The following is a 23552-nucleotide window of genomic DNA, read 5'->3' on the forward strand; positions in this document are numbered from 1 at the left end:
ACGCAAAGGTGGCGTGCTCGTCGGTTTGACATGGGGGTCGTGAGTGTTTCGGCCGGTTCTAACCGGCGAAAACACTCACGACCCCTTCTCGGCTGCCTCGCTCGCCAGTGTCGGGGCACGGTCGGGCGTTCATGACGGCCTACTTCGCTCGGATCCGTGGGGTGAGGGCCTAGTTCGACCGTATATACGGGTGAGGGAGGCCCTCACCCGTACAGCTCGAGTGAAGGAGGCCCTCACCCACGCCAAGCGTGTACAGGAAGGCTCTCCTCATATCTGGGCCTAGCCACTGGTCAAGCGGGTTGACCGTGCGGGTTTTGAGGCGTTCAACGACGCATTTTCACCACAGCCCGGCCGGGCGAACGAGACGCGGCACCTATGACCCTCACTCAACAAAAAATCACGGCGCGACGCGTTCGATGCGCCAGCCGTCGTCCGCGCGGACGTAGGTCAGCCTGTCGTGCATGCGGTCCTCGCGGCCCTGCCAGAACTCGACGGTGTCCGGCCGGATGCGCCAGCCGCCCCAGTGCGGCGGGAACGGGATGTCGTCGGTGTCGGCGAAGCGGCGCTGGATGGAGTTCAGCGCGTTGTCCAGCGCGCGGCGGCCATCGACGACGCGCGACTGCGGCGAGGCCCAGGCCCCGAGCTGCGAGCCGCGCGGGCGGGAGGCCCAGTACTCGGCGCCTTCCTTGATGTCGACCTTCTCGACCTCGCCGCGCACGTGGACCTGGCGGTGCAGCGGGTACCAGGGGAAGGTCGCCGACGCGTACCGGGTGACGGTGAGGTCGTGGCTCTTCGCCGAGGTGTAGTTCGTGTAGAAGACGACGCCGCGGTCGTCCAGGCCCTTGAGCAGCACCGATCGGGAAGACGGCCTGCCTTCGCCGTCGGAGGTGGCGAGCACCATCGCGTTCGCCTCGGCCACGCCCGCCGCGATCGCCTGGTTCAGCCACGACTGCAGCTGCTCGGTCCAGGTCGACGCCAGGGAGGCCTCGGTGAACGCGTCCCCTTCGTACGCCACCCGCATGCCGGGCAGTCGCATCGCCACATCCGTGATCTCGGTCTCCGGCATCGTTGACCAACCCTCCGCGCGTGCCCTGTAGGGCCTCGATGACTTCGGCTGTCTGCTGACGGTATTGCCTGGAAGGCGCCAGGGAAACCCACCTAACGGTGACTCCTGCCACCCCGCCTCGCCACCGGGGTGTAACCGCAGGACAGCTGTTGGTCACAAGTCGGACACCTGATAGCGCTTAATCGACAAAGCGAGATTGCACGGATCTGAGCCGAGACGAATCTCAGCGCAATTTCTATCGCTTGACAGATATTAATCGACCAGGTGATCATTAGTGCTCTCGATACGCACAGTTCGCAAGTGATCTTGCACAAGAGCTGACACTTGCACTATGGGGATCTTGCGTAACTCGATAGGCTTTCGCCCGAGAGCCAAGGGGTGACGATTTCTTCACGGAGAGTGGGGGATTTTCACTGCCTGTGGAGCTCCCCCTACTCCCCTTCCCCAGGAGTTTCGCTGTGATTTCCCGTTCCCGACGGCTGACGGCCCTGTTCTGCGCCCTCACGCTGGCCGGTGCAGCCGCCCTATCAGGTTGTTCGAGCGACACCGCCGCCGACGGCGCGAAGATCACCCTAGGGTTCTCCGCGTGGCCCGGCTGGTTCCCGTGGCAGGTCGCCCAGGAGCAGGGGCTGTTCAAGAAGAACGGCGTGAACGTCGATCTCAAGTATTTCGACAGCTACACCGACAGCATCAACGCGCTGTCGACCGGCGCGATCGACGGCAACAGCCAGACGCTCGGCGACACCGTCGCCTCGGTCAGCGGCGGCGCGAAACTGTCCATTGTGCTCGTGAACGACAACTCGACGGGCAACGACAAGGTCATCGCGCGCGAGGGCATCACCGGCGTCGCCGACCTCAAGGGCAAGAAGGTCGCCGTCGAACAGGGCGCCGTCGACCACTACCTGCTGCTGCTGGCACTGCAGCAGGCGAAGCTGACCGAAAAGGACATCACGCTGGTCCCGATGGTCACCGACCAGGCCGCGGCCGCCTTCCTGAGCGGGCAGGTCGACGCGGTCGCCGCGTTCGCGCCGTTCACCTCGAAGGCGCTGGAACGCCCCGGCAGCAAGGCCATCGCGACCTCGGCCGAATTCCCCGGCGCCATTCCCGACCACCTGGTGCTCGGCGAGAAGATCTCCAAGGAGCACCCCAAAGAGGTGCAGGCGATCGTGAACACCTGGTTCGAGACGCTCGCCTGGATCAAGGACAACAAGGACCCGGCCACCGACATCATGGCCAAGCGGGCGGGCGTGAACCTGGCCGACTACCGCAGCTACGACTCGGGCACGTCCATCTTCACCAAGCAGCAGAACATCGACGCGTTCACTCCCGGCGTCACCCCGCAGCACCTGAACTTCCAGGCGGGCAAGATCGCCGACTTCATGGTCGCCGTCGGGCTGACCGCGACCAGGCCGCAGGTCGACAACCTGCTCGACGACACCTTCATCAAGGCGGTGCCGTGACCGAGCTGACCGGCTCGGCCAGCCGGACGGCGTCGGGCACGGAGGCGGAGGAGCTCGAAGCCCACCGTCTCGAAGAAGAACAACGCCTTGCCGAAGAGCACGCGGCGAAGGCGGCGCTGCCCGAGCGCGCGAACTGGGCGCCGCTGCCGCGCCGCGCGCGGCCGAAGCCGAAGGCCGCGCTGCTCACCATCCGCGCGCCCATCTCCGTTCGTGCCAAGTGGACGTTGACCGTCGCGTCCGTGGCGGCGCCGCTGGCGATCTGGTGGATCTTGAGCGCGACCGGCGCGGTCGCGCCGACGTTCCTGCCGTCGCCGCCCGCCGTGCTCAAGGCCGGGCTGCAGATGGCGTCGACCGGCGAGCTGTTCGGCGACCTGTGGGCGACCGTGCAGCGGATCCTGTTCGGGTTCGGCATCGCGGTGCTGATCTCGGTGCCGCTCGGCATCGTGATGGGCACCTTCAGCGCGGGCCAGGCGCTGCTCGAACCGCTCGTCGGGTTCCTGCGCTACATGCCTGCCAGCTCGTTCATCCCGCTGCTGATCATCTGGCTCGGCATCGGCGAGGAGTCCAAGGTCGCCGTGCTGGTGCTCGGCACGGTCTTCTTCAACACGCTGATGACGGCCGACGTGGTCCGCGGGGTGCCGCGCAACCTGATCAACGTGTCCTACACGCTGGGCTCGACGCGCGGCGAGGTGCTCCGCAAGGTGATCATCCCGCATTCGCTGCCCGGCATGCTGGACGCGATCAGGGTGAACATGGCCGCCGCGTGGAACTTCGTCGTGGTGGCCGAGCTGGTCAACGCGACGGCGGGCCTCGGCTACCGGATCACCCGCGCGCAGCGGTTCCTGCAGACCGACAAGATCTTCGCGGTGCTGCTGCTGATCGGGCTGCTCGGCCTGCTCATCGACGTCACGCTGCGACTGGTCCGGACCAAGGTCGGCAGGTGGACCGCGTGACCGGCGTGCTGGAACTGAGCGGGGTCGCCAAGGACTACGACCGCGGCGCGCGTGCGCTCGACGGGATCGACCTGACCGTCTCGCGTGGCGACTTCCTCTGTGTCGTCGGCGCGAGCGGTTCGGGAAAGTCGACGCTGTTGTCACTGGTCGCGGGCTTGACCATGCCGTCGGAAGGCGTGATCACCCTCGACGGCGAGCCGGTCGCCGGGCCCGGTCCCGACCGCGGGCTCGTCTTCCAGGACGGCGCGCTGTTCCCGTGGCGGACCGTCGAGCGCAATGTCGCTTATGGACTCGAACTGTTGCCGGTGGACAGTGCGGAGCGGGCTCGGCGCGTCGACTGGTATCTGGCCGAGACGGGGCTCTCGGCGCATCGGAAGGCGTTGCCGCGTGAGCTTTCCGGCGGTCAGCGGCAGCGGGTCGCGATCGCCAGGGCGCTGGCGTGCGAGCCGGAGGTGCTGCTGCTCGACGAGCCGTTCGGCGCGCTCGACGTGCAGACCAAAGAGGACATGCAGGTCCTGATCAGGCAGGTGTGGGCGGACACCGGCACCACGGTGCTGATGGTGACCCACGATGTGGAGGAAGCGGTCTTCCTCGGCGGCAGAGTTGTCGTACTGGCGTGCGACCCTGGCCGGGTGCACGCCGATGTGACGATCGACCTGCCGGCCGACCGCGATCTCTCGGTCAAGCGAACGCCGGAGTTCCTCGCGTTGCGTGCGTCCATCGAGGACCTCGTGCGTGAGCAGCACCGCGGACACGGCGGCTGAGGTCGCAGTTGGGGAAGGTGACCATGAAGCTCGGGAAGGTCCGGCGGAAGACCACTGCCGGATCGAGAACCTGGCAGGCCGTGCTCGGCAGGCTGGGCATCAGGGGCAAGCTCAACCTGCTCCTGTTGCTGCCGCTGACCGCGGTCGTGCTGGTGTCCGTTCCCTATGTCGTCACGGAGGCGGGCACCGCCCGAGCCGCCGGGCAGACCGCGGACACCGCAGGCCAGGCACACGAACTCAGCTCGCTGGTGTGGGAGCTGCAGCGTGAGCTGCTGCTGACCATCGACTACGCGGCCTCGCCGTCGCAGGGCAGCGGCGCGCTGATGCAGCAGCACAAGGCCGTCGACCAGACCGTCGACAGGGTGCGCGCCACGCTCGGGCCGGACGCGCCGGACGAGGTCGCGGCCGCACTGACCCGGATCGGCTCGCTGGCCGAAATCAGGGTGAACGCGCTACGCCGCTCGGTCTCGCTCGACGGCACGGCGCGTACCTATCACGCGGTCATCGACGCGGTCATCGACGCGCCCCGGCTGCTCGGCCAGAAGTCGGGTGACGCGCAGGGCACCCGGCAGCTCACCTCGCTGGACGCGTTGCTGCGCGCCAGCAAGGAAAAAGCGCTGCACGGCATGTCCATGCTGATCGTGGCCGCCGATCCCGACGGCGGGCAGCAGGAGTTCGAGGACTCCACCGCGGAATCCTCGCTGCAGCTCGAACGATTCGTGCAACAGGCCGACATCGAGCACGCCAAGGCCGTCGTCAAGATCGACACCGGCGAGGAGGCTCGCCGGGTCGACGCGCTCGAGGCGCAGCTGCCGAACGTGCGTGACGAGAAGGCGACCCAGTCGTACATCGCCGACGCGCTGTCCGCCGTCGAAGCGCTGAACAAGCAGCGACGCAACGTCCAGGAGCAGGTGACCAGGCAGATCACCGACGCGGCCGCCAGCAGGGCCGACAACGCCGCCCGGCTGGCCTGGCTCATCGGTGGCGGCGCCGCGCTGCTGCTGGTCGTGGTCGCGTTCCTCGCCATCGCGGTCAGCCGCTCGATCGCGGATCCGTTGCGGCGCTTGACCTCCGCCGCGACGACGGTCGCCGACCTCGCGGGAACCGAGCTCGTCCGCGTCGCCGACACCGAGGCAGCCGACGAGCAGTCACCCCGGCTCGCCACCATCGACGTGTCCTCGAAGGACGAGCTCGGCAAGCTGGCGACCGCGTTCAACCGGGTGCAGTCCACCGCCGGTGAGCTGGTCGAGCGCCAGGCGCTCACCCGGCGCAACGTCAGCCTCATGTTCGCCAACGTCGCGAAGCGTACGCAGAACCTCGTCGGCAGGCAGCTCGCGCTGGTCGACGAACTCGAGCGCAACGAGCAGGATCCTCGGCTGCTGGAAAGCCTGTACCGGCTCGACCACCTGTCGACGCGCCTGCGCCGGAACGCGGAAAACCTGCTCGTCGTCTCGGGCACCCGTGACGAGACGCGGATCGCGGGCCCGGCCGAACTGTCGATCGCGCTGCGCTCCGCGCTCGCGGAAATCGAGGACTACCAACGGGTCCGGCTCGGCACGGTCGCCGACGTCCGGCTCGCGTCGGCGTTCAGCTCCGACGTCGTGCTGATCTTCGCGGAGCTGCTGGAGAACGCGACCTCGTTCTCGCCGCCGGAGTCCTTTGTGGACGTCGATACCGAGTTCCAGCCGGACGGCTCGCTGCTGATCGTCATCGTCGACCAGGGCATCGGCATGACCGAAGACCGGCTCGCCGAGGAGAACCGCCGTCTCGTCGAGCGTGAACGGCTGGAGCTGGCGCCGACCAGCGTGCTCGGCCTGTTCGTGGTCGGCCGCCTCGCGCGGCGGCACGGGCTGACCGTCGAACTGGTGCCGACGCCCGGCAACGGTGTCACGGCGCGGATGGTCGTCCCGCCCGCGCTGCTGGCGCACCGCGCGGCCGAGTTCCAGGCGCCGCCCGCCTGGCCGGAGAGCGAGCCTGCCGACGAGCCCGGCAGGCTGCCCGCGCTCGCCGTGCCGGGGATGGCGCCCCGCGAGGACCTGGAGCAGCTCGAGGACTTCCGCTGGTTCAAACAGGACGCGGAGGAGCAGCCGCTGGTGCCGGAACAACTGCCCATGCGCGTGCCGGAGGTGGTGCCGGCGCCCGCGCCGGCGCTGGAGCCGGTCGTCGTGGCCGCGCCGGTCGCGCCGGTCGCCGCTCCCGTCACCGTGCCCGCGGCCGCCTCCGGGGAGACCAGGGGCGGGCTTCGCCGCCGTGTCGCGGGAGCACAGCTTCCCGGCGCCGGTGAGTCCACTTTGGTCAGCATGCCCGCGAAGCAGAAGGCGCAGCACGACCCCGACGCGGTGAAGGCGGCCTTCGACGCGTACGAGTCGGGTTTCGCCAAGGCGAACCCGCCCGCGCCGGAGCCGGTCGCCCCACCGGCACCGCCACAACCCGAACCGGTGAAACCGCCGCCGTTCCAGCCGGTCGCCCCCGCGTCCGCGCAGGCGCCGTCGGCGGCGCACTCGGGACTCACCAGGCGGGTACCCGGCGCGCAACTCGCGCCGGGACTCGCCCAGCAGCCTGCCGGACGTCAGCCGGCACGGATGGCCGCGACAGCACCACGGCACCAACGGGACCCCAACGCCGAGCGCGCCGCGTTCGACGCGTTCAGCACGGGCTTGGCCATGGCCGATCGGGATACCGAACAGAGAGAAGAGAGCTAAGTAATGACCACCGGAGTCAGCGTCGAGGCGCGCAATTTCAACTGGCTGGTGACCCGCTTCGCGCAGAACACCGCCGGCGCGATCGGGGCCATCGCCGTGTCGGCCGACGGCCTCCTGATCGCCATGTCGTCCCAGCTGGAACGGGCGAACGCCGACCGGCTGGCGGCGATCTCGTCGGCGATGCTCGGGCTGGCGCACGGCGTCTCCGACAGCCACCCGCTCGGGCGGCCCGACAAGATCATCATCGAGCTGGAGCACGGCTACCTGCTGGTCTGCACGATCAGCATCGGCTGTTCGCTGGGTGTGCTGGCCACCAAGCAGGCGAGCCTGGGCACGATCGCCTACGAGATGGCGATGTTCGCGAACCGGGCCACCGAGGTGCTCACCCCTGGCCTGATCGAGGAGCTCAAAAACACCGTCGGGAGCTAGCGATGAGAAATGAAGATCCGGACGTTTCGCCGTTGCGCCCGTATCTGCTCACCTCTGGTCGCACGAAACCGGTCGACCACACATTGGAAATCGAGGCCCAGGTACTGACGAGCAGGCTCGGCGCGGCCTCGCAGCCGAAGCTCACCTTCGAGCGGCGCGAGATCGTCTCGCTGTGCCGCAACACCAAATCGGTGGCGGAGATCGGCGCGCTGCTCGGCCTGCACATCGGCGTGGCCCGGGTGCTGGTGGCCGATCTGGCCGCGCTCGGCTACGTGGTGCTGCGGCGGCCCGCGACGAAGTTCGCCCAGGACCTCGGCATGATCGAAAGGGTCATTCGTGGACTCGAAGCCATACGCTGAACCCGAGGCGGGCGCCAAGCCGCCCACTCCGGTCAAGATCGTCATCGCCGGCGGGTTCGGGGTCGGCAAGACCACGGCCGTCGGCGCCATCTCGGAGATCAAGCCGCTCACCACCGAGGCGGCGATCACCTCGGTGGCGGCGGGTATCGACCGGACCGGGCACGTCCCGTCGAAGACCACCACCACGGTGGCGCTGGACTTCGGCTGCATCACCATCGACTCGGACGTCAAGCTGTACCTGTTCGGCACGCCCGGCCAGGACCGTTTCGGCTTCATGTGGCAGGACATCGTGATCGGCGCGCTGGGCGCGCTGGTCATCGTCGACACCCGCCGTCTCGACGACTGCTACCCGGCCGTCGACTACTTCGAGAAGGCCGGGCTGCCGTTCGTCGTCGGGATCAACCGGTTCGACGGGCTGATGGCGCACGAGCTCAACGACGTCCGCTGGGCGCTGGCGGTCGGCGACGACGTGCCGGTGATCGCCTTCGACGCGCGCAACAAGCTGTCGGTGCGCGACGCGCTGCTCGCGGTGCTGCACAACACCTTCGCGAAGGCCTCGGCCAACGTCTGACCGCACCCCCGGGATAAAGCCCGCTTTACTCCCGGGGATAAAGCGGGCTTTATCCCCGGGAGTAAAGCCCGCTTTATCCCGGGTTCACGTGGGCATGCGGGTAATCGCGGCCAGCATCAGACCGCGCAGCTCCTCGGTGACCTCGCCGACCGGTAGTTCACGGGCCTGCCATTCACGCAGCAGGCCCGTGAACGCGCCGACCAGCGCGATGGCCGTCAGCCGGTAGTTCCGCTTCGGCGCGAGCCCGTGTTCGGCGGCGTGGCGGGCTTCGGCCTCGATGAAGTCCGCCCAGCGGTCGACCCATTCCTGGTGCTGCGCTTCGAGTTCCTGGTTCACCCCGACCGCCTCGACGTAGTTCAGCCTCGGCATGCGCGGATCCGCGGTGACCGTCGCGACAAAGACGTCGAGCAGTGTCTCGATGCGGGCGACGACATCGGTGTCGGTGAGCTCGGCAAGCGTCGCGGTGACGTGCTCCAGCGCGAGCCGGTTGATGCTGTCGTGCAGTACGAGCAGCACCTTCTCCTTGTTCTCGAACTCCTCGTAGAAGTTGCGCGTCGAGACGCCTGCCAGCTTGCAGAGATGGGTGATCTTCGCCTGCTGGAAACCCTCGCTGGTGAACAGCTCGAGCGCGGCCGTCAGCAGCCGCTCGCGGCGCTCGGCCTTGCGCTGCTCCGGGGGGATGCCGCCATAGGAGCGGACCACCGAACCTCCAAAATTCTGGTAATGGGGATTGCCAGACGTCGTGCGGGGCGCTTACATTGTGAAAACCATAGTTACCACACTCTGGAGGCAAAGGTGCTTCGTCGAGTCCTGGTTCCACTACTGGCTTTACTACTCACGGGCGCGGTGGCCACTCCGGCCGCACAGGCGTCCGGCCCAGGTGACCTGCTCGACCAGCATCGGGTGACGGCCATTGTGCCCGCGCCGGTCCAAGCCTGGGAACTGCTCTACCAATCGACTTCGGCGACCGGCAAGGCCAACGCCGTCTCCGGCATCCTGCTGGTCCCGTCGATCCCGTACCCCCGCGGCCCGCGCCCGCTGATCACCTACGCGGTCGGCACCCACGGCATCGGCGACCAGTGCGCGCCGTCGGTCAAGCTGCAGAACGGCACCGAGAACGAGGTCGCGATCATCTCCCAGGCCCTGTACAAGGGCTGGGCCGTGGTCCTGACCGACTACGAAGGCCTCGGCACGCCCGGCGTGCACACCTACGCGGTCGGCCAGTCCGAAGGCCGCGCCGTCCTCGACGCCGCCCGCGCGGCGTACAAGGTCCCGGGCACCGGGCTTTCGTCTTCCGGCCCGGTCGGCGTCTTCGGGTACTCGCAGGGCGGCCAGGCGGCAGCCTTCGCCGGCGAGCTCCAGGGCGGCTACGCACCCGACCTGAACGTCGTCGGCGTCGCCACGGGCGGCGTTCCCGCCGACCTGAACGCGGTCATGAAGTCCAACGACGGCGGCGCGGCGTTCGGCCTCGTGCTCGGCGCGGCGCTCGGCCTCTCGACCGCCTACCCCGACGTCCCGTTCACCTCGGTCCTCAACACCCGCGGCAAGTCGACCGTCGAGAAGATCAAGGGCTACTGCACGATCGCGCTCGGCGCGGCCGCCCCGTTCTCCCGCCTCCGCGACTTCGTCACCGACCCCGACGTCGTCTCGGACCCCCGCTGGCAGAAGCGCCTCGCCGAGAACTACGCGGGCACCATCAAGCCCAAGGCCCCGGTCTTCCTCTACCACGCGCAGCTCGACGAACTGATCCCGCTCTCGGTCGGCAAGGGCCTCCTCGCCCGCTACAAAGCCTTGGGCGCCAACGTGACCTGGGCCGAGTACCCGCTGCTCGAACACATCGGCGGCGTCTCGGTCGGCGGCCCCGTCGCCATGGAGTGGCTCGGCACCAAGTTCTAGCCCGGTAAAAAATCCCAATGCGTCGTTCGGTACCTGCTAGGGCCCCAATGCGGCGTTCGGTCCTTACGAGGTTCCCAATGCGTCTTTCGGTCCATGGAAGGGACCGAAAGACGCATTGGGATTTTACCCGCTGAGGGAGGCGAGGGCCGTGACGGCGTCGGGGGCCAGGGAGGTGGTGAGGGTGCCACCCGCGGCGAGGGGGCTGCGGGACCACCACTCACCCGAGGCGGCGGGCAGGTCGGGGCCGCCGATCACCAGGTCGGTGGCGAGGACCCGGCGGCCCGCCAGGTGGGCGAGCGAGGCGTCCAGGTCCGAGCCGATCGTCAGGGTTTGGCGCAGCACCGGGGTCGAGGCGCGGGTGATGTGCTGGGTCGTGGTCAGGTGGCCGGGGCGTTCGTTGGCCCGGCCGAGCACCAGGACTTCGCGAGTGTGCAGGTAGGCGTCGGGCGCGAGCGAGGCGCGCAGCAGCGCGGTGTGCCGGGCGTGTGCCGTGATGACCGTCGGCTCCGGCAGGTACTCGAGCGAGCCGCCCGCGTCGACCGTGATGTCCACTGTGGACGTACTGGGTTCGCCGTGCGGGCCGGGCAGCGCGATCGTCGCGGCGACGCCGGACAGGCGCAGGGAAGCGCCCGGTCCGACGTGCACGGTCAGGAGCAGGTCGTCGCCGCCCAGGGGCGCGGTCGCCGAGCTGACGAGGTGGACCACCGCCGTCGCGCCGGTGCCGCGCTTGGGAAAGAGCGTGAGCGGCGCCATCGAGCGCAGCTCACGCAGTATCGTCCGGCCGTCCGCGAAACAGGCGACCAGGCGGGCGTGCGCTTTCACCCGGCCTTGACCAGCGACCGGACCCAGTTCGCCACGTCCGGCGCGTTCGGCGTGTCCACAAGGGACTGAGTGATCACCGGCAGCTCGCCGCGCATGCGGTGTGCGTCCGACGTCATGACCGTCATGTCCGCGCCGACCAGGTGCGCGATGTCGATCTTGTTGATCACCAGCAGGTCCGCGGTGGTGACGCCGGGGCCGCCCTTGCGGGGCACCTTGTCGCCGCCCGCGACATCGACCACGAACACCTGGGAATCCGCCAGGCCGCGGCTGAACACGGCCGTCAGGTTGTCGCCGCCGCTCTCGATGATCACGAGGTCCAGTCCGGAGAACCGGTCTTCGAGCCGCTCGACCGCGTCCAGGTTGGCGGTGATGTCGTCGCGGATCGCCGTGTGCGGGCACGCGCCGGTCTGCACGGCCTCGATGCGCTCGGCGTCGAGCACGCCCGCCTTGCGCAGGAAGTCGGCGTCCTCGGTGGTGTAGATGTCGTTGGTGACGACGGCGAGGTTCAGCTCGTCGCCCAGCGCCCGGCACAGCGCGGCGACCAGCGCGGTCTTGCCGCTGCCGACCGGGCCGCCGATGCCGATCCGGTACGCGCGCCCGGCCGTCGGGTCCGCGTCGTAGTGATCGGGTTCCGTCGCGGTCGGGTCGAAGTTGACCGGGTGGACGTGACCATGGCCGTGACCGTGCTCAGCTGGCAAAGAGACGCACCTCTTCCTTGTGGTGCCGGGCATGCGCCTCGGCGAACAGATCCAACGCCGGCGAGCCCGGCGACGGCAGATCGGACGGCGCCAGCCCGGCGCTGGACGCGGCGTCGAGCGCCACCGCGTGCACGTCGAGACGAGCCACCGCGGCGTTGACGGCAAAGGGATCCAAGCCCAGTAAGCGAACCGCGGCCGAAGCCGGTCCGCTCACCGCGAGGTACGCGACGGCGGTCGCCGCGTCGAGTGGCGAGCCACCCGAGATGCCGACCAGCGCGCCCAGCATGATCGGGTGATGCGGCCGCGGTGTCTCGGCGAGCAGCGCGTCCAGCACCGGCGACGGCCACGCCGCCTTGCCCGCCCGCGCGGTCCCACGGCCCTGCGCGCGCGACGCTTCCCGTTGCGCGGCCGACGGCGTGCGTGCGTCCAGCTCCAGATCGAGCCGCTTCCAATATCCACTGTGGACACGACGAGCCGCCGCATGCGCAGCGGCAGCGGCGAAAACGGCGGCCAGCGAACCAGCGGTCCGCAGACGGCCCGAGATGAAGCCCGCCAAATCACGGACGTCGACGATCAGGCGACGCGCGACGGCCTCTTCCAACCCACCGGAATGAACGTGGCCGCCGCCGGGGAACCGGGAGTCGGCCAGAATCAGCGCGGACAGGTCCATCAGAACAGGAAATATCGTTGGGCCATGGGCAATTCCGTCACCGGCTGCGGCTCGATCAGCTCGCCGTCGACGTGCACGGCGAAGCTGTCCGGCTCCACCCTGATGTCCGGCAGTGCGTCGTTGAGCACCATGTCCGCCTTGGTACGCCGTCGCATGTTCGACACCGGCACCAACGTCCGCGAGATCCCGAACCGTTCGCGCACACCGGATTCGAGCGCTTCCGGCGCGACGAAGTGGAATGACGAGGCCGCCGCGACCGCGGGCGACGCGCCGAACATCGGCCGGGCGAGCACCGGCTGCGGCGTCGGGATGGACGCGTTCGCGTCGCCCATCGCGGCCCACGCGATGAACCCGCCCTTGAGCACCACGTGCGGGCGGACACCGAAGAATTTGGGCTCCCACAGGACAAGATCGGCGAGCTTGCCGATCTCGACCGAGCCGATCTCGGCCTCCATGCCGTGCGCGACGGCGGGGTTGATCGTGTACTTCGCGACGTAGCGGCGGGCACGCAGGTTGTCGGCCCTGCCGTCGCCGGGCAGCGCGCCGCGACGGCGTTTCATCACGTGCGCGGTCTGCCAGGTCCGGATGATGACCTCGCCGATGCGGCCCATCGCCTGCGAGTCGGAGCTCATCATCGAGATCGCGCCGATGTCGTGCAGCACGTCCTCGGCGGCGATCGTCGTCGGCCGGATCCGGCTCTCCGCGAACGCGAGGTCCTCCGGCACGGACGGGTTCAGGTGATGGCACACCACGAGCATGTCGAGGTGCTCGTCCAGCGTGTTGGCCGTGTGCGGGCGCGTCGGGTTCGTCGACGACGGCAGCACGTTCGCGAGCCCGGCGACGCGGATGATGTCCGGCGCGTGCCCGCCGCCCGCGCCTTCGGTGTGGTACGCGTTGATCGAACGCCCCGCGATGGCGTCCACAGTGGACTCCAGGAACCCGGCCTCGTTGAGCGTGTCGGTGTGGATGGCGACCTGGACGCCGGATTCGTCGGCGACGGTCAGGCAGGCGTCGATCGCGGCCGGCGTCGTGCCCCAGTCCTCGTGGAGCTTGAACCCGCCCGCGCCCGCGGCGAGCTGCTCGCGCAGCGCCTCGTGGCGGACGGTGTTTCCCTTGCCCAGCAACAAGACGTTGACCGGATACGCGTCCATCGCCTGGAGCATGCGCCCGAGGTTCCAGGCGCCGGGCGTGATCGTGGTGGCCTTCGTGCCCTCGTTGGGCCCGGTGCCGCCGCCGACCAGCGTGGTCAGCCCCGACGCCAGCGCGGTGTCCACCAGCTGCGGGCAGATGAAGTGGACGTGACAGTCGATTCCACCCGCGGTGAGGATCTTTCCGTTGCCGGACAAGATCTCCGTCGACGGCCCGATCACCAGCGCCGGGTCGACGCCGTCCATCGTGTCGGGGTTGCCCGCCTTCCCGATGCCGACGATCCGGCCGTCGCGGACACCGACGTCGGCCTTGACGACGCCCCAGTGGTCCAGGATCACCGCGCCGGTGATGACCAGGTCCGGCGCGCCCTCCGCGCGGGTGGCCATGCCCTGGCCCATCGACTCGCGGATGACCTTCCCGCCGCCGAAGAGCACCTCGTCACCGCTGCCGTCGCCCATGCTGCGGTCCTCGGTGACCTCGATCAGCAGATCGGTGTCGGCGAGGCGGATCCGGTCGCCGACGGTCGGGCCGAACAGCTCGACGTAGCGCTCGCGGTCGACATGGGTCAAGACGGCTCCTTACGCAACCCCGGAACCTTCCGGCTCCCGGCCAGCGGGACAAGGTCGACTTCTCGTTCGACGCCGGGCTCGAACCGGACCGAGGTGCCCGCTGGCACGTCGAGCCGGTGCCCGCGCGCGGCGTCCCGGTCGAACTCCAGGCCCGGGTTGACCGACGCGAAGTGGAAATGCGAGCCGACCTGCACCGGCCGGTCCCCGAGGTTGCGCACGAGCAGCCGCACCCGGGGGCGGCCGGGGTTCAGCTCGACCGGCTCGTCGCCGGGAATGATCTCTCCTGGGCGCATCGCCTGCTCGCTCCTAGACGATCGGGTCGTGCACGGTGACGAGCTTGGTGCCGTCCGGGAAAGTGGCTTCGACCTGCACCGAATCGATCATTTCCGGGATGCCGGACTGCACCTGCGCGCGGGAGAGCACGGTCCGGCCGCTGGCGACGAGCTCACTGACCGTGCGGCCGTCGCGGGCGCCCTCGAGCACATGGTCGGTGATCAGCGCGACCGACTCCGGATAGTTGAGCAGCACCCCGCGGTCCAGCCGCTTGCGCGCGACGTCGGCGGCGACGTGGACGAGCAGCTTGTCCCGCTCCTGGGGGCTCAGATGCATGGCGCATGTGTATCACCCGCCGGGGCGGCGCGCCCCTGGATGAAACACAGGATTTACGTGTCACACGCCGCCTGGACTGAATCGTTCTCGTAATCGTGACACAAACCACCCATTCTTTTGATTGCTACCGGCCGGTTCGAGGAGCAAGGTTGCTCCAAACCGTGCGATGAGGCGCGCTTTGCGTGTGGCCTGTCAGCGTGGGAAAACAAAAGCCGGGGAACGCGCATTGAAAGGTCAACGGATAGTGACTACGTCAGCGCCCGTATCTACGAAGACCGCGTCCACAGACGAGGTCGACGACGGATTCCGTCCAGGTCTCGAAGGGGTCATCGCCTTCCGCACCGAGATCGCCGAGCCAGACCGTGACGGTGGCGCGCTGCGCTACCGCGGCGTCGACATCGAAGATCTCGCCGGCAAGGTGAGCTTCGGTGACGTCTGGGGTCTGCTGGTCGACAGCCGGTTCGGCCACGGCCTGCCGCCCGCCGAGCCCTTCCCGCTGCCGGTGCACACCGGTGACGTGCGGGTCGACGTGCAGGCCGCGCTCGCCATGCTGGCGCCGATCTGGGGCTACCGCCCCCTGCTCGACATCACCGACGAAGAGGCCCGCGACCAGCTCGCGCGCGCCTCGGTCATGGCGCTGTCGTACGTCGCGCAGTCCGCGCGCGGCATCGGCCAGCCCGCGGTGCCGCAGTCGCGGGTCGACGAGGCTCACTCGATCACCGAGCGGTTCATGATCCGCTGGCGTGGCGAGCCGGACCCGGCGCACGTCAAGGCCATCGACGCCTACTGGGTCTCCGCGGCCGAGCACGGCCTGAACGCCTCGACCTTCACCGCCCGCGTCATCGCCTCGACCGGCGCCGACGTCGCGGCCGCCATGTCCGGCGCGATCGGCGCCATGTCCGGCCCGCTGCACGGCGGCGCGCCTGCCCGCGTGCTCCCGATGATCGAAAAGGTCGAGCGGACCGGTGACGCCGCCGGTCTGGTCAAGGGCATCCTCGACCGCAAGGACCGCCTGATGGGCTTCGGCCACCGCGTCTACCGCGCGGAGGACCCCCGCGCCCGCGTGCTCCGCCGCACCTGCCGCGAGCTGAACGCGAGCCGCTACGAAGCGGCCGCCGCTCTGGAGCAGGCCGCGCTGAAGGAGCTGCGTGAGCGTCGCCCCGATCACCCGATCGAGACGAACGTCGAGTTCTGGGCCGCGGTCATCCTCGACTTCGCCGAGGTCCCGCCGCACATGATGCCCGCGATGTTCAGCTCGGCCCGCACCGCGGGCTGGGCCGCGCACATCCTCGAGCAGAAGCGGACCGGCCGCCTGGTGCGCCCGTCGGCCAAGTACGTCGGCCCCGGCCCGCGCCGGCCCGAGGACGTCGAGGGCTGGGACCTGGTCCCCCACGCCTGAGCCTCGTAAAAGCCCGAAAGCCACTTTCGTCAGGTCTAACCTGCCGAAAGTGGCTTTCGGGCTTTCCCCAGGTGCCGAAAGCCGCATTGGGGACCTCGCAGCGTCCCAATGCGTCCTTCGGTCCCTCCCAGGTCCCCAATGCGTCCTTCGGTCCCTGCCAGGGTCCCAATGCGGCTTTCGGCACCTACCAAGGACCGAAGGACGCATTGGGATTTTTTCGGGGTCAGGGGGCGGGGGCGGTGGTGGCCAGGCGGGCCTGGGTGACCGCCATCATCGCGACCAGCTGGTCGACCAGCCATTCGTCGAGGCCTTCACGGGGGACCTTGTCCTCTTGGAGCCAGGCGAGCAGGGTGCCCTCGACGACCGCCGTCCAGCAGCGCAGGGTGAGCAGGAGGAGCGGGGTCGGCTCGTCGATCTCGATCGCTTCGAGGATCAGCTCGACCGCGCGGTTGCGGACCTGGTCGACGACCGCGTCGGTCTCGGAGGTCGCGATGACCGAGCCGCCGCGCAGCAGGGCGATGTAGCCCGCGCGGTAGTTGCCCGCGACCGAGATGAGGCCGCGGACGGCCGCGCGCAGGCGGTCCAGTGGCGGGCCGTCGTCGAGGTGGGCGAGGCCGTCGATGAGGCCGTCGGTGACCGTGCGCAGTGCTTCGATCTGGAGCTCGCGCAGGCTGGAGAAGTAGCGGTAGAACAGCGGGCGCGAGACGTCGGCGCGCGAGACGATGTCGTCGACCGTGACGAGCTCGGGCGCGCGGCTGCTGAACAGGTCGAGTGCCGCGGCGATCAGGTCGTCGCGGCGGGCCTGGGGGGTCATCCGGCGGGGCTTGCGTGTCACGGGGTGACGTCCAGCTTGGCGATGCCGCGCAGCACGCCGGGGGTGAGACGGGAGAACACGAGCGCGAGCTTGGCCTCCGGGGTCGACGGCGCGATCGCCTTGTCCTTCGAGACGGCCTTGAGGATGTCCCGCGCGACCCGGTCCGGGCCGAAGCCGCGCCGCGCGTACAGGCCGGTGCTCGCCTTCTGACGGCGGTGCTCCTCGTCGGCGTTGACGCCGACGAAGCGCGTCGTGTTCGTGATGTTCGTGGCCACGATGCCGGGGCAGACCGCGGTGACGCCGATGCGGTCGGCAGCGAGTTCGGCGCGCAGGCACACGCTCAGCGTCAGCACGGCGGATTTCGTTGTGGCGTAAGCGGAAAGGATCTTCGACGGCAGGTACGCAGCGGCCGAGGCGAGGTTGACGATCTGGCCGCCCTCACCGCGTTCGCGCATCTGCTCGGCGAACACCCGGCAACCGTGGATCACGCCCCAGAGGTTCACGTCGATGACGCGCTCCCAGTCGGCGACCGAGGTGTCGAGGAACGGGCCCGACACCCCGATGCCCGCGTTGTTGATGACGATGTCCGGCACGCCGTGCTCGTCGCGGACCTGCTTCGCGAACTGGCCCATCGCCTCGGCGTCCGAAGAGTCCACTGTGTACTCGGCGGCCGTGACACCCTTGGCGCGCAACAGGGTCACGGTCTCCGCTGCCGCGTCGGAGTTGATGTCGGTGATGACGACGTCGGCGCCCTCGCCGGCGAACGCCAGCGCGGTCGCGCGGCCGATGCCGCTGCCGCCGCCGGTGATCACGACCAGCTGATCGGCGAACTTCTTGCGGCGGCTGACCTTCGCGCGGCGCAGCGTGCGCGGTTCTTCGCCACCTTCCACGAAGCCGACCAGTTCCGCGGCCGCGTCGGCGACGAGACCGGGCTTGGCTCGGGCGATCCAGTGCCTGCCGACCACGCGCCGGATCCGCAGATCGGGCACCCACTTGGCGATCTCCGTCTGCATCGGGGTCGACACGTACGGGTCGCCGGTCGGCGCGAGCACCTGCACCGGGATGCGCACCTGCTTCGGCTTCGGTTTGCCCAGCCGCGTGAAGATGTTGGCGCGGTACAGCTTGATGCCGTGCACGCCGTCGGAAACCTCGGGATCGGCCAGCTCCGGTTCGGCGATCTTGAACAGCCGCCGCATGATCCCGAGCCGCCAGAACAGCTGCGGCACCAACGGGACGTGGAAGAACAGGATGTACGTCGAGTGCAGGAACTGGTTCAGCGCGTGCCAGAGCCGTCGCGGCGTCGGCCTGCGCAGCTGGTCGCGGAACCAGGCGCCGACGTAGTCCAGGTCCGGCCCCGAGATCGAGGTGAACGACGCGATCCTCGGGTCGCCGCCGGTGACCGTGTGCCAGGCCTGGATCGAGCCCCAGTCGTGCGCGAGCAGGTGGATCCGCTCGCCGGGAGCGACCGCCTCGGCGACGTCGAGCATGTCCCGGGACAGCTGGTCCAACTTGTAGGACTTGCGACCTCGCGGCTTGTCCGACAGACCCGCGCCGCGCACGTCGTAGACGACCACGCGGAACCGGCTCGACAGCTCGGCCACCACCCCGTCCCACAGCGAACCGTTGTCCGGATAGCCGTGCACGCAGAGCACGGTGGGCGCGTCGTCCGGACCCGTCACGCGGACCGAGAGACGCACGCCGTCGCTGGCCGTCACCCACGTATGAGACATCCTGTCATGTTAGACAAGTTGTCAACAGCTAGGAATCCTTCGCCTGATTGTTCGTCCCCGGTTTCACCTCGTTGGCCGATTTCGCCGCGTCTTCGGACGTGCCTTGACCAGGATTTTCCGAGTTTTCGGGGGTTTTCGAATGTTCCACGGGAAACTTCGCAACCCCGACACGCCGTATCGCGCCGGAAACCAAGATCGATCCGACCAGAAGCACGCCCGCCGCACCCCAGCAAGCGACCCGCCAGCCACCGCCGGTGTCGTAGAGCTGTCCCGCCGCGAACGTCCCGATCGTCGCTCCGAGTAACGTCGCGCTCTCGTAGATGCCCATCGCGCGGCCCAAGCTGAGCCCCGCCGCCTCGGCCACGATCGACTGCTCGACGGGCATCGCCGCGGCGAACGCGGCCGCCGACAGGATCCACAGCACCGTGATCACCTTCGGATCCGGCGCGAACGAGAGCCCGATCGCGAACGCCGTGCTGGCGAGCATCGCGAGCGAGAGCATGAGCGGGCGGCCGATCCGGCGCACCACCTTGTGCAGCACGTCGGGCAGCAGGCTGTAGACGATGAAGCCGGGCAGGAAGACGGCCGCGATCTGGCCCAGATTCAGGTGATGGCCGCGCTGCAGATGCATCAGGAGCAGCAACGCGATCCCGGCCTCGACCATCGCGGTGATCGCGACCAGCACCAGCATCGGCCGCAGCCGTTTCCCCAGCTGACGCAGCTTGGGCGCGTTCTCGACGACCTGGTTCTCGCCGATCCTGAGCAGCATCACCACGGCCGCGACCAGGCACGCGGCGGCGGCGAGCCAGAACACGCCGCGATAGCCGATCTTGCCGACCAGGATCATCGCCGCGACGAACGCGATCCAGGTGCCGCCGCCCTCGGCGGCGAAGAGCTTGCTGAACGCCCCACTGTCGTCCAGCAGCCCTTCGCCGACGCGGGCCCGCAGTGCCACCCAGAACAACGCGCCGCCCGCGCCCCCGAGCACGGCCGCCGCGTACGCGAGCCCGATCCCCGGCGCGACCGCGTAGCCCACAAAGGACAGTCCATAAAGGACCGCGCCGATGGCGGCGACGCGTCCCCTGTCGTGCCGGTCGGCGAGATGCCCCGCCAGCGGCCGGACCAGGAACGACACGAGCGTCTCCAGCGCCGTCAGCGCGCCGACCTCGCCCGCCGACGCGCCGAGCTGACTGCCCACCCAGAGCGGCAGGAAGAAGTCGAGTACCTCGACCGGCCCCTTCGTCAGCATCGCCGCGAGTTCGTTCTGCTCACCGCGTTTCAGCGCCGCCCCCATGCCTGACAACGGTAAGCACGCCGCGCGGCGGGGTCGTCCTTCGAAAGGAGGACCGCGCGTGCGACCAGGGTCTGATGTCCACCGTTCGGTTGACAACCAGGTTCCACCGCGCAGTCGTCCCGTGCGGGTGCTCCCGCGACGGAAGCTTGTCCCATGACAGCAGCAGTGACAGTGCGCGGACTGCGCAAGGAGTATCCCGGCCACGTCGCGGTGGACGGCCTGGATCTCGACATCCACCGCGGCGAGGTGTTCGCGCTGCTCGGCCCCAACGGCGCGGGCAAGACCACGACCGTCGAGATCCTCGAAGGCCACCGTGACCGCACCGCGGGCGACGCGCTCGTGCTCGGCGAGGACCCCGGCAAGGCGGGCCGCGCCTGGCGCGCCAAGCTCGGCATCGTCCTCCAGACGGCGAACGACGCCGCCGAACTCACCGTCGCCGAGACCGTCCGGCACTTCGCCAGGTACTACGCCGACGCGCGTGACCCCGACGAGGTGATCGAGAAGGTCGGGCTGACCGCGAAGGCCAAGAGCCGCGTCGAAACGCTCTCCGGCGGGCAGCGCAGGCGGGTCGACGTCGCACTCGGCATCATCGGCCGCCCCGAACTGCTCTTCCTCGACGAACCGACCACCGGCTTCGACCCCGAGGCCCGCCGCCAGTTCTGGGACCTCATCTCCGGGCTCGCCGCCGAGGGCACCACGATCCTGCTCACCACCCACTACCTCGACGAGGCCGAGGCGCTGGCCGACCGGGTGGCGGTCATCGCGCGCGGGCGGATCGTCGCCGAAGGCACCCCGCAGAACCTCGGCGGCCGTGAGAAGGCCGAAGCCGTCGTGAGCTGGGTCGACGCCAACGGCGCGCACTCCGAGCACACGAACTTCCCCACGAAGCTCATCAACCAGCTCTCTACTGGGGGTAGGGAGCTGGCCGAACTCACCGTCACCCGGCCCAGCCTGGAGGACATCTACCTCGATCTGATCGGAGAACGCGCATGACCACGCTGGCACTGCCCGGCACCCTCACCGTCGGGCTGATCCGCGGCGGCGCGGAGCTCAAGGAGTTCTTCCGCCACAAGGAACAGGTCGTCTTCACCTTCGCCATGCCCGCGTTCATCATGGTGCTGCTCGGGTCGATGCTGAACGGCGACATCGGCGGCGGCGTCACCTCCGGCACGGTGCTCGCGGCGGGCATGATCGGCTCCGGCATCATCTCGACCTCGTTCAACAGCATCGGGATCGGGCTGGCTGGCGACCGCGAGGACGGCACGCTGAAACGCCTGCGCGGCACGCCGATGCCCGCCGCGTCGTTCTTCATCGGCAAGATCGTGCTGGTCGCGGTGTCGAGCCTGGCGCAGGCGCTGTTCATGATCGTGGTCGGCTCGCTGCTGTTCGACCTGACGCTGCCGACCGATCCGATGAAGTGGCTGACGCTGGCCTGGGTGTTCCTGCTCGGCATCACTGCCTGCACGCTGCTCGGCATCACCATCGGCTCGCTGGTCCGCTCGGTCAGCGGCGCGGTCGCGGTGATGAACCTGGTCTTCATCTCGCTGCAGTTCGTGTCCGGCGTGTTCGTCACCCCGATCACGCACCTGCCGAAGGTTATGGTCGACATCGCGTCGTTCTTCCCGGTGAAGTGGATCTGCCAGGGCTTCCGGTCGGTGTTCCTGCCGGACAGCGCTGTCATCAACGAAATGGCTGGCTCATGGGAACTCCCCCGCATCGCACTGGTGCTTGGCATCTGGGTCGTCGCCGGGCTGCTGCTGGCGCGGCTGACCTTCCGCTGGACCAACAACGGCCGGTAGACATCTGGGACCGCTGGTACTGGATCTGGGAGCTCTACTTCGCGGTCGCCTACCTGGCCACCATCGCGCTGATCCTGATCAACGACGCCGAAGACGCCGCCAAGCTGGTCAGCTCGGCGGCGTTGACCGGCATCGTGGTGGCCTACCTGCTGCTGGGCAGGCGGTCGGTGCGCGACCACGAGACGGACGGGAAGGGCTACCTGTTCGGCGTCATCGTGCTGGTGCTCTTCCTGACCGCGGTCATCGCCTGCTCGGCGACCGGCTACGCGTTGTTCGCCATCTGCCCGATGGCGTTCATGACGCAGCCGGTCGGGATGGCGTCGGCGCTGACCGGGCTGCTGGTGCTCACCCCGGTGGTGTCGGTCGTGGTGCACAACGGTTTCGGCGACCCGGCGCTCGGGACGCTGCTGCCGATGAGCGCGCTGATGATCCTGTTCGGGGTGTTCATCGGCCGCTGGATCACCAAGGTCATCGAGCAGAGCAAGGAACGCGCCGACCTGATCGAGAAGCTCGAAGCCAGCCAAGCGGAGGTCGCGCGGCTGTCTCGCGAAGCGGGCACGGCAGCGGAACGTGAACGGCTGGCGCGGGAAATCCACGACACGCTCGCGCAGGGCTTCACCAGCATCGTGACGCTGACCCAGGCCATCGAGTCCGAAATGGACACCGACCAGGTCGCGGCGAGGCGGCATCTGTCGCTGGCGGCGCGGACCGCGCGGGAGAACCTCGCCGAGGCACGCGCCATGGTCGCGGCGCTGACCCCGTCCGCGCTCGCCGCCGGGACGCTGGAGGACGCGATCCGGCGGCAGGCCGACCGGCTCGGCGAGGAGTCGGCGTTGCGGGTGAACTGCGTGATCTCGCCGCTGCCGCCGCTCGGGACGGCGGCCGAGGTGGTCGTGCTGCGCGCCGCGCAGGAGGCGCTGACCAACATCGTCAAGCACGCCCGCGCGTCCACAGTGGAACTGCGGCTGGCCGCCTCCGGCGGCGTCGTGCGGCTTATGGTGATCGACGACGGCGCCGGCTTCGACACCGCCGAGCCGTCGGACGGTTTCGGCTTGCGCGGGATGCGCGCGCGTGCGGAACAGGTCGGCGGTTCGCTGACCATCCGAAGTGGACTTTCCGATGGGACGACCGTGACACTGGAGGTACCGGCGTGATCACCGTGATGCTGGTGGACGACCACCCGGTCGTGCGCGAGGGGCTGCGCGGGATGCTGGAGGCCGAGCCGGACCTGACGGTGGTCGGCGAGGCGGGCTCCGGCGACGAGGCGGTCGCGTTGACCAGGGTCAAGCAGCCGGACGTGATCCTGATGGACCTACGCATGCCCGGTCTCGACGGTGTCGGCGCGACGCGCGCGATCTTGGCGAGTCCCCGCGTCAGCGCGTGGTCGTGCTGACGACGTACGAAAGCGACGCCGACATCCTGCGCGCGGTCGAAGCGGGCGCGGCGGGTTATCTGCTGAAGGACGCGTCGCGGACGGAACTCGCGGACGCGATCCGCGCGGCGTCGCGCGGCGAGACCGTGCTGGCGCCCTCGGTGGCGGGGAAACTGGTGAACCGGGTGCGCAATCCGGCGCCGCAACCGTTGTCCGCGCGGGAGATCGAGGTGCTGCGGCTGGTGTCGAAGGGCAGCACGAACGCCGACATCGGGCGGGCGCTGCACATCAGCGAGGCGACGGTGAAAACGCATCTGCTGCGCGTGTTCTCGAAACTCGACGTGTCCGACCGGACCGCCGCGGTGATGGCCGCGATGAACGCGGGGGTTCTCTGAGCGAAGCGTGGCGCCGCACGACAGAATGACCG

At 69.1% G+C, this 23552-nt stretch carries 23 protein-coding genes and 1 pseudogene; 13 read left to right on the forward strand and 11 right to left on the reverse strand.

What is annotated here, in order from left to right:
- Positions 1-397: 397 nt before the first annotated feature.
- Positions 398-1066: a pyridoxamine 5'-phosphate oxidase gene (gene pdxH, locus AB5J62_RS38060; protein WP_370944884.1), complete on the reverse strand. Its 669-nt coding sequence runs from the start codon at positions 1064-1066 to the stop codon at positions 398-400.
- A 458-nt stretch (positions 1067-1524) separates the two neighbouring features.
- Here pdxH and AB5J62_RS38065 point away from each other — a divergent pair, with 458 nt between their 5' ends.
- From AB5J62_RS38065 to AB5J62_RS38095, 7 genes are read left to right on the forward strand one after another with little or no spacing between them, the layout of a single operon-like run.
- The gene (locus AB5J62_RS38065; protein ID WP_370944885.1) at positions 1525-2526 is read left to right on the forward strand and encodes an ABC transporter substrate-binding protein; all 1002 of its coding nucleotides are present in this window, start codon (positions 1525-1527) and stop codon (positions 2524-2526) included.
- Positions 2523-3479 carry an ABC transporter permease gene (locus tag AB5J62_RS38070; protein ID WP_370944886.1) on the forward strand — a complete coding sequence of 319 codons (957 nt, stop codon included), beginning with the start codon at positions 2523-2525 and terminating at the stop codon, positions 3477-3479. The genes AB5J62_RS38065 and AB5J62_RS38070 overlap by 4 nt, the downstream gene beginning before the upstream one ends.
- Positions 3476-4243, forward strand: a complete 768-nt coding sequence (locus AB5J62_RS38075; RefSeq protein ID WP_370950447.1) for an ABC transporter ATP-binding protein — start codon at positions 3476-3478, stop codon at positions 4241-4243. Before AB5J62_RS38070 ends, AB5J62_RS38075 begins: the two co-directional genes overlap by 4 nt.
- A gap of 23 nt (positions 4244-4266) precedes the next feature.
- A complete protein-coding gene (locus AB5J62_RS38080; protein ID WP_370944887.1) occupies positions 4267-6945 on the forward strand; it encodes a nitrate- and nitrite sensing domain-containing protein in 2679 nt (892 codons plus the stop codon).
- A gap of 3 nt (positions 6946-6948) precedes the next feature.
- Positions 6949-7374, forward strand: coding sequence for a roadblock/LC7 domain-containing protein (locus tag AB5J62_RS38085; protein ID WP_370944888.1), 426 nt, complete (start codon positions 6949-6951; stop codon positions 7372-7374).
- 2 nt (positions 7375-7376) lie between these two features.
- Positions 7377-7733 (forward strand): DUF742 domain-containing protein, encoded by a 357-nt coding sequence (locus AB5J62_RS38090; protein WP_370944889.1) that lies wholly within the window; start codon positions 7377-7379, stop codon positions 7731-7733.
- Entirely contained in the window at positions 7711-8304 is a 594-nt protein-coding gene (locus AB5J62_RS38095; RefSeq protein WP_370944890.1) for an ATP/GTP-binding protein, read from the forward strand. Before AB5J62_RS38090 ends, AB5J62_RS38095 begins: the two co-directional genes overlap by 23 nt.
- Before the next feature lie 84 nt (positions 8305-8388).
- On the opposite strand, the gene AB5J62_RS38100 is transcribed toward AB5J62_RS38095, so the two are convergent.
- Positions 8389-9006, reverse strand: coding sequence for a TetR/AcrR family transcriptional regulator (locus tag AB5J62_RS38100; protein WP_370944891.1), 618 nt, complete (start codon positions 9004-9006; stop codon positions 8389-8391).
- A 93-nt stretch (positions 9007-9099) separates the two neighbouring features.
- Here AB5J62_RS38100 and AB5J62_RS38105 point away from each other — a divergent pair, with 93 nt between their 5' ends.
- Positions 9100-10200, forward strand: a complete 1101-nt coding sequence (locus AB5J62_RS38105) for a lipase family protein (RefSeq protein WP_370944892.1) — start codon at positions 9100-9102, stop codon at positions 10198-10200.
- A gap of 123 nt (positions 10201-10323) precedes the next feature.
- Here AB5J62_RS38105 and AB5J62_RS38110 read toward each other — a convergent pair whose 3' ends face one another.
- Genes AB5J62_RS38110 through AB5J62_RS38135 form a run of 6 tightly spaced genes read right to left on the reverse strand, consistent with a single transcriptional unit; the run spans position 10324 to position 14717 of the window.
- Complete coding sequence (locus AB5J62_RS38110; RefSeq protein ID WP_370944893.1) at positions 10324-11022, reverse strand: urease accessory protein UreD; 699 nt, start codon at positions 11020-11022, stop codon at positions 10324-10326.
- On the reverse strand, positions 11019-11720 hold the full coding sequence (ureG, locus tag AB5J62_RS38115) for an urease accessory protein UreG (protein ID WP_370944894.1): 702 nt from the start codon (positions 11718-11720) through the stop codon (positions 11019-11021). The genes AB5J62_RS38110 and ureG overlap by 4 nt, the downstream gene beginning before the upstream one ends.
- On the reverse strand, positions 11710-12390 hold the full coding sequence (locus AB5J62_RS38120) for an urease accessory protein UreF (RefSeq protein ID WP_370944895.1): 681 nt from the start codon (positions 12388-12390) through the stop codon (positions 11710-11712). Before AB5J62_RS38120 ends, ureG begins: the two co-directional genes overlap by 11 nt.
- Complete coding sequence (locus AB5J62_RS38125; RefSeq protein ID WP_370944896.1) at positions 12390-14108, reverse strand: urease subunit alpha; 1719 nt, start codon at positions 14106-14108, stop codon at positions 12390-12392. The genes AB5J62_RS38120 and AB5J62_RS38125 overlap by 1 nt, the downstream gene beginning before the upstream one ends.
- Positions 14105-14401: an urease subunit beta gene (locus AB5J62_RS38130; protein ID WP_370944897.1), complete on the reverse strand. Its 297-nt coding sequence runs from the start codon at positions 14399-14401 to the stop codon at positions 14105-14107. The genes AB5J62_RS38125 and AB5J62_RS38130 overlap by 4 nt, the downstream gene beginning before the upstream one ends.
- Before the next feature lie 13 nt (positions 14402-14414).
- The gene (locus AB5J62_RS38135) at positions 14415-14717 is read right to left on the reverse strand and encodes an urease subunit gamma (RefSeq protein WP_370944898.1); all 303 of its coding nucleotides are present in this window, start codon (positions 14715-14717) and stop codon (positions 14415-14417) included.
- Positions 14718-14883: 166 nt separating this feature from the next.
- On the opposite strand from AB5J62_RS38135, the gene AB5J62_RS38140 reads away from it, so the two are divergent.
- On the forward strand, positions 14884-16116 hold the full coding sequence (locus AB5J62_RS38140) for a citrate synthase 2 (RefSeq protein ID WP_370944899.1): 1233 nt from the start codon (positions 14884-14886) through the stop codon (positions 16114-16116).
- 223 nt (positions 16117-16339) lie between these two features.
- On the opposite strand, the gene AB5J62_RS38145 is transcribed toward AB5J62_RS38140, so the two are convergent.
- From AB5J62_RS38145 to AB5J62_RS38155, 3 genes are read right to left on the reverse strand one after another with little or no spacing between them, the layout of a single operon-like run.
- Positions 16340-16930, reverse strand: coding sequence for a TetR/AcrR family transcriptional regulator (locus AB5J62_RS38145; RefSeq protein ID WP_370950448.1), 591 nt, complete (start codon positions 16928-16930; stop codon positions 16340-16342).
- Between the two features lie 17 nt (positions 16931-16947).
- On the reverse strand, positions 16948-18660 hold the full coding sequence (locus AB5J62_RS38150; RefSeq protein WP_370944900.1) for an SDR family oxidoreductase: 1713 nt from the start codon (positions 18658-18660) through the stop codon (positions 16948-16950).
- 28 nt (positions 18661-18688) lie between these two features.
- On the reverse strand, positions 18689-19954 hold the full coding sequence (locus AB5J62_RS38155) for an MFS transporter (RefSeq protein WP_370944901.1): 1266 nt from the start codon (positions 19952-19954) through the stop codon (positions 18689-18691).
- A gap of 153 nt (positions 19955-20107) precedes the next feature.
- On the opposite strand from AB5J62_RS38155, the gene AB5J62_RS38160 reads away from it, so the two are divergent.
- The 4 genes and pseudogenes from AB5J62_RS38160 (at position 20108) to AB5J62_RS38175 (ending at position 23520) form a co-directional block, all read left to right on the forward strand.
- Complete coding sequence (locus AB5J62_RS38160; RefSeq protein ID WP_370944902.1) at positions 20108-20947, forward strand: ABC transporter ATP-binding protein; 840 nt, start codon at positions 20108-20110, stop codon at positions 20945-20947.
- On the forward strand, positions 20944-21753 hold the full coding sequence (locus AB5J62_RS38165) for an ABC transporter permease (protein ID WP_370944903.1): 810 nt from the start codon (positions 20944-20946) through the stop codon (positions 21751-21753). The genes AB5J62_RS38160 and AB5J62_RS38165 overlap by 4 nt, the downstream gene beginning before the upstream one ends.
- Positions 21654-22907, forward strand: a complete 1254-nt coding sequence (locus tag AB5J62_RS38170; protein ID WP_370944904.1) for a sensor histidine kinase — start codon at positions 21654-21656, stop codon at positions 22905-22907. The genes AB5J62_RS38165 and AB5J62_RS38170 overlap by 100 nt, the downstream gene beginning before the upstream one ends.
- Positions 22904-23520: pseudogene (locus tag AB5J62_RS38175) on the forward strand (response regulator). The gene AB5J62_RS38170 and the pseudogene AB5J62_RS38175 overlap by 4 nt, the downstream one beginning before the upstream one ends.
- The last annotated feature ends 32 nt before the right edge of the window (positions 23521-23552 follow it).

Source organism: Amycolatopsis sp. cg5 (assembly GCF_041346955.1).
GTDB lineage: Bacteria > Actinomycetota > Actinomycetes > Mycobacteriales > Pseudonocardiaceae > Amycolatopsis.

Bases quoted from the DNA above. Each gene is read 5' to 3' on its own strand.
- AB5J62_RS38090 (WP_370944889.1), top strand. From the start codon at position 7,377: ATGAGAAATGAAGATCCGGACGTTTCGCCGTTGCGCCCGTATCTGCTC.
- AB5J62_RS38140 (WP_370944899.1), top strand. From the start codon at position 14,884: ATGAGGCGCGCTTTGCGTGTGGCCTGTCAGCGTGGGAAAACAAAAGCC.
- AB5J62_RS38080 (WP_370944887.1), top strand. From the start codon at position 4,267: ATGAAGCTCGGGAAGGTCCGGCGGAAGACCACTGCCGGATCGAGAACC.
- AB5J62_RS38135 (WP_370944898.1), bottom strand. From the start codon at position 14,717: ATGCATCTGAGCCCCCAGGAGCGGGACAAGCTGCTCGTCCACGTCGCC.
- AB5J62_RS38170 (WP_370944904.1), top strand. From the start codon at position 21,654: ATGGGAACTCCCCCGCATCGCACTGGTGCTTGGCATCTGGGTCGTCGC.
- AB5J62_RS38165 (WP_370944903.1), top strand. From the start codon at position 20,944: ATGACCACGCTGGCACTGCCCGGCACCCTCACCGTCGGGCTGATCCGC.
- AB5J62_RS38085 (WP_370944888.1), top strand. From the start codon at position 6,949: ATGACCACCGGAGTCAGCGTCGAGGCGCGCAATTTCAACTGGCTGGTG.
- AB5J62_RS38155 (WP_370944901.1), bottom strand. From the start codon at position 19,954: ATGGGGGCGGCGCTGAAACGCGGTGAGCAGAACGAACTCGCGGCGATG.
- AB5J62_RS38160 (WP_370944902.1), top strand. From the start codon at position 20,108: ATGACAGCAGCAGTGACAGTGCGCGGACTGCGCAAGGAGTATCCCGGC.
- AB5J62_RS38145 (WP_370950448.1), bottom strand. From the start codon at position 16,930: ATGACCCCCCAGGCCCGCCGCGACGACCTGATCGCCGCGGCACTCGAC.
- AB5J62_RS38130 (WP_370944897.1), bottom strand. From the start codon at position 14,401: ATGCGCCCAGGAGAGATCATTCCCGGCGACGAGCCGGTCGAGCTGAAC.
- AB5J62_RS38120 (WP_370944895.1), bottom strand. From the start codon at position 12,390: ATGGACCTGTCCGCGCTGATTCTGGCCGACTCCCGGTTCCCCGGCGGC.
- AB5J62_RS38150 (WP_370944900.1), bottom strand. From the start codon at position 18,660: ATGTCTCATACGTGGGTGACGGCCAGCGACGGCGTGCGTCTCTCGGTC.
- pdxH (WP_370944884.1), bottom strand. From the start codon at position 1,066: ATGCCGGAGACCGAGATCACGGATGTGGCGATGCGACTGCCCGGCATG.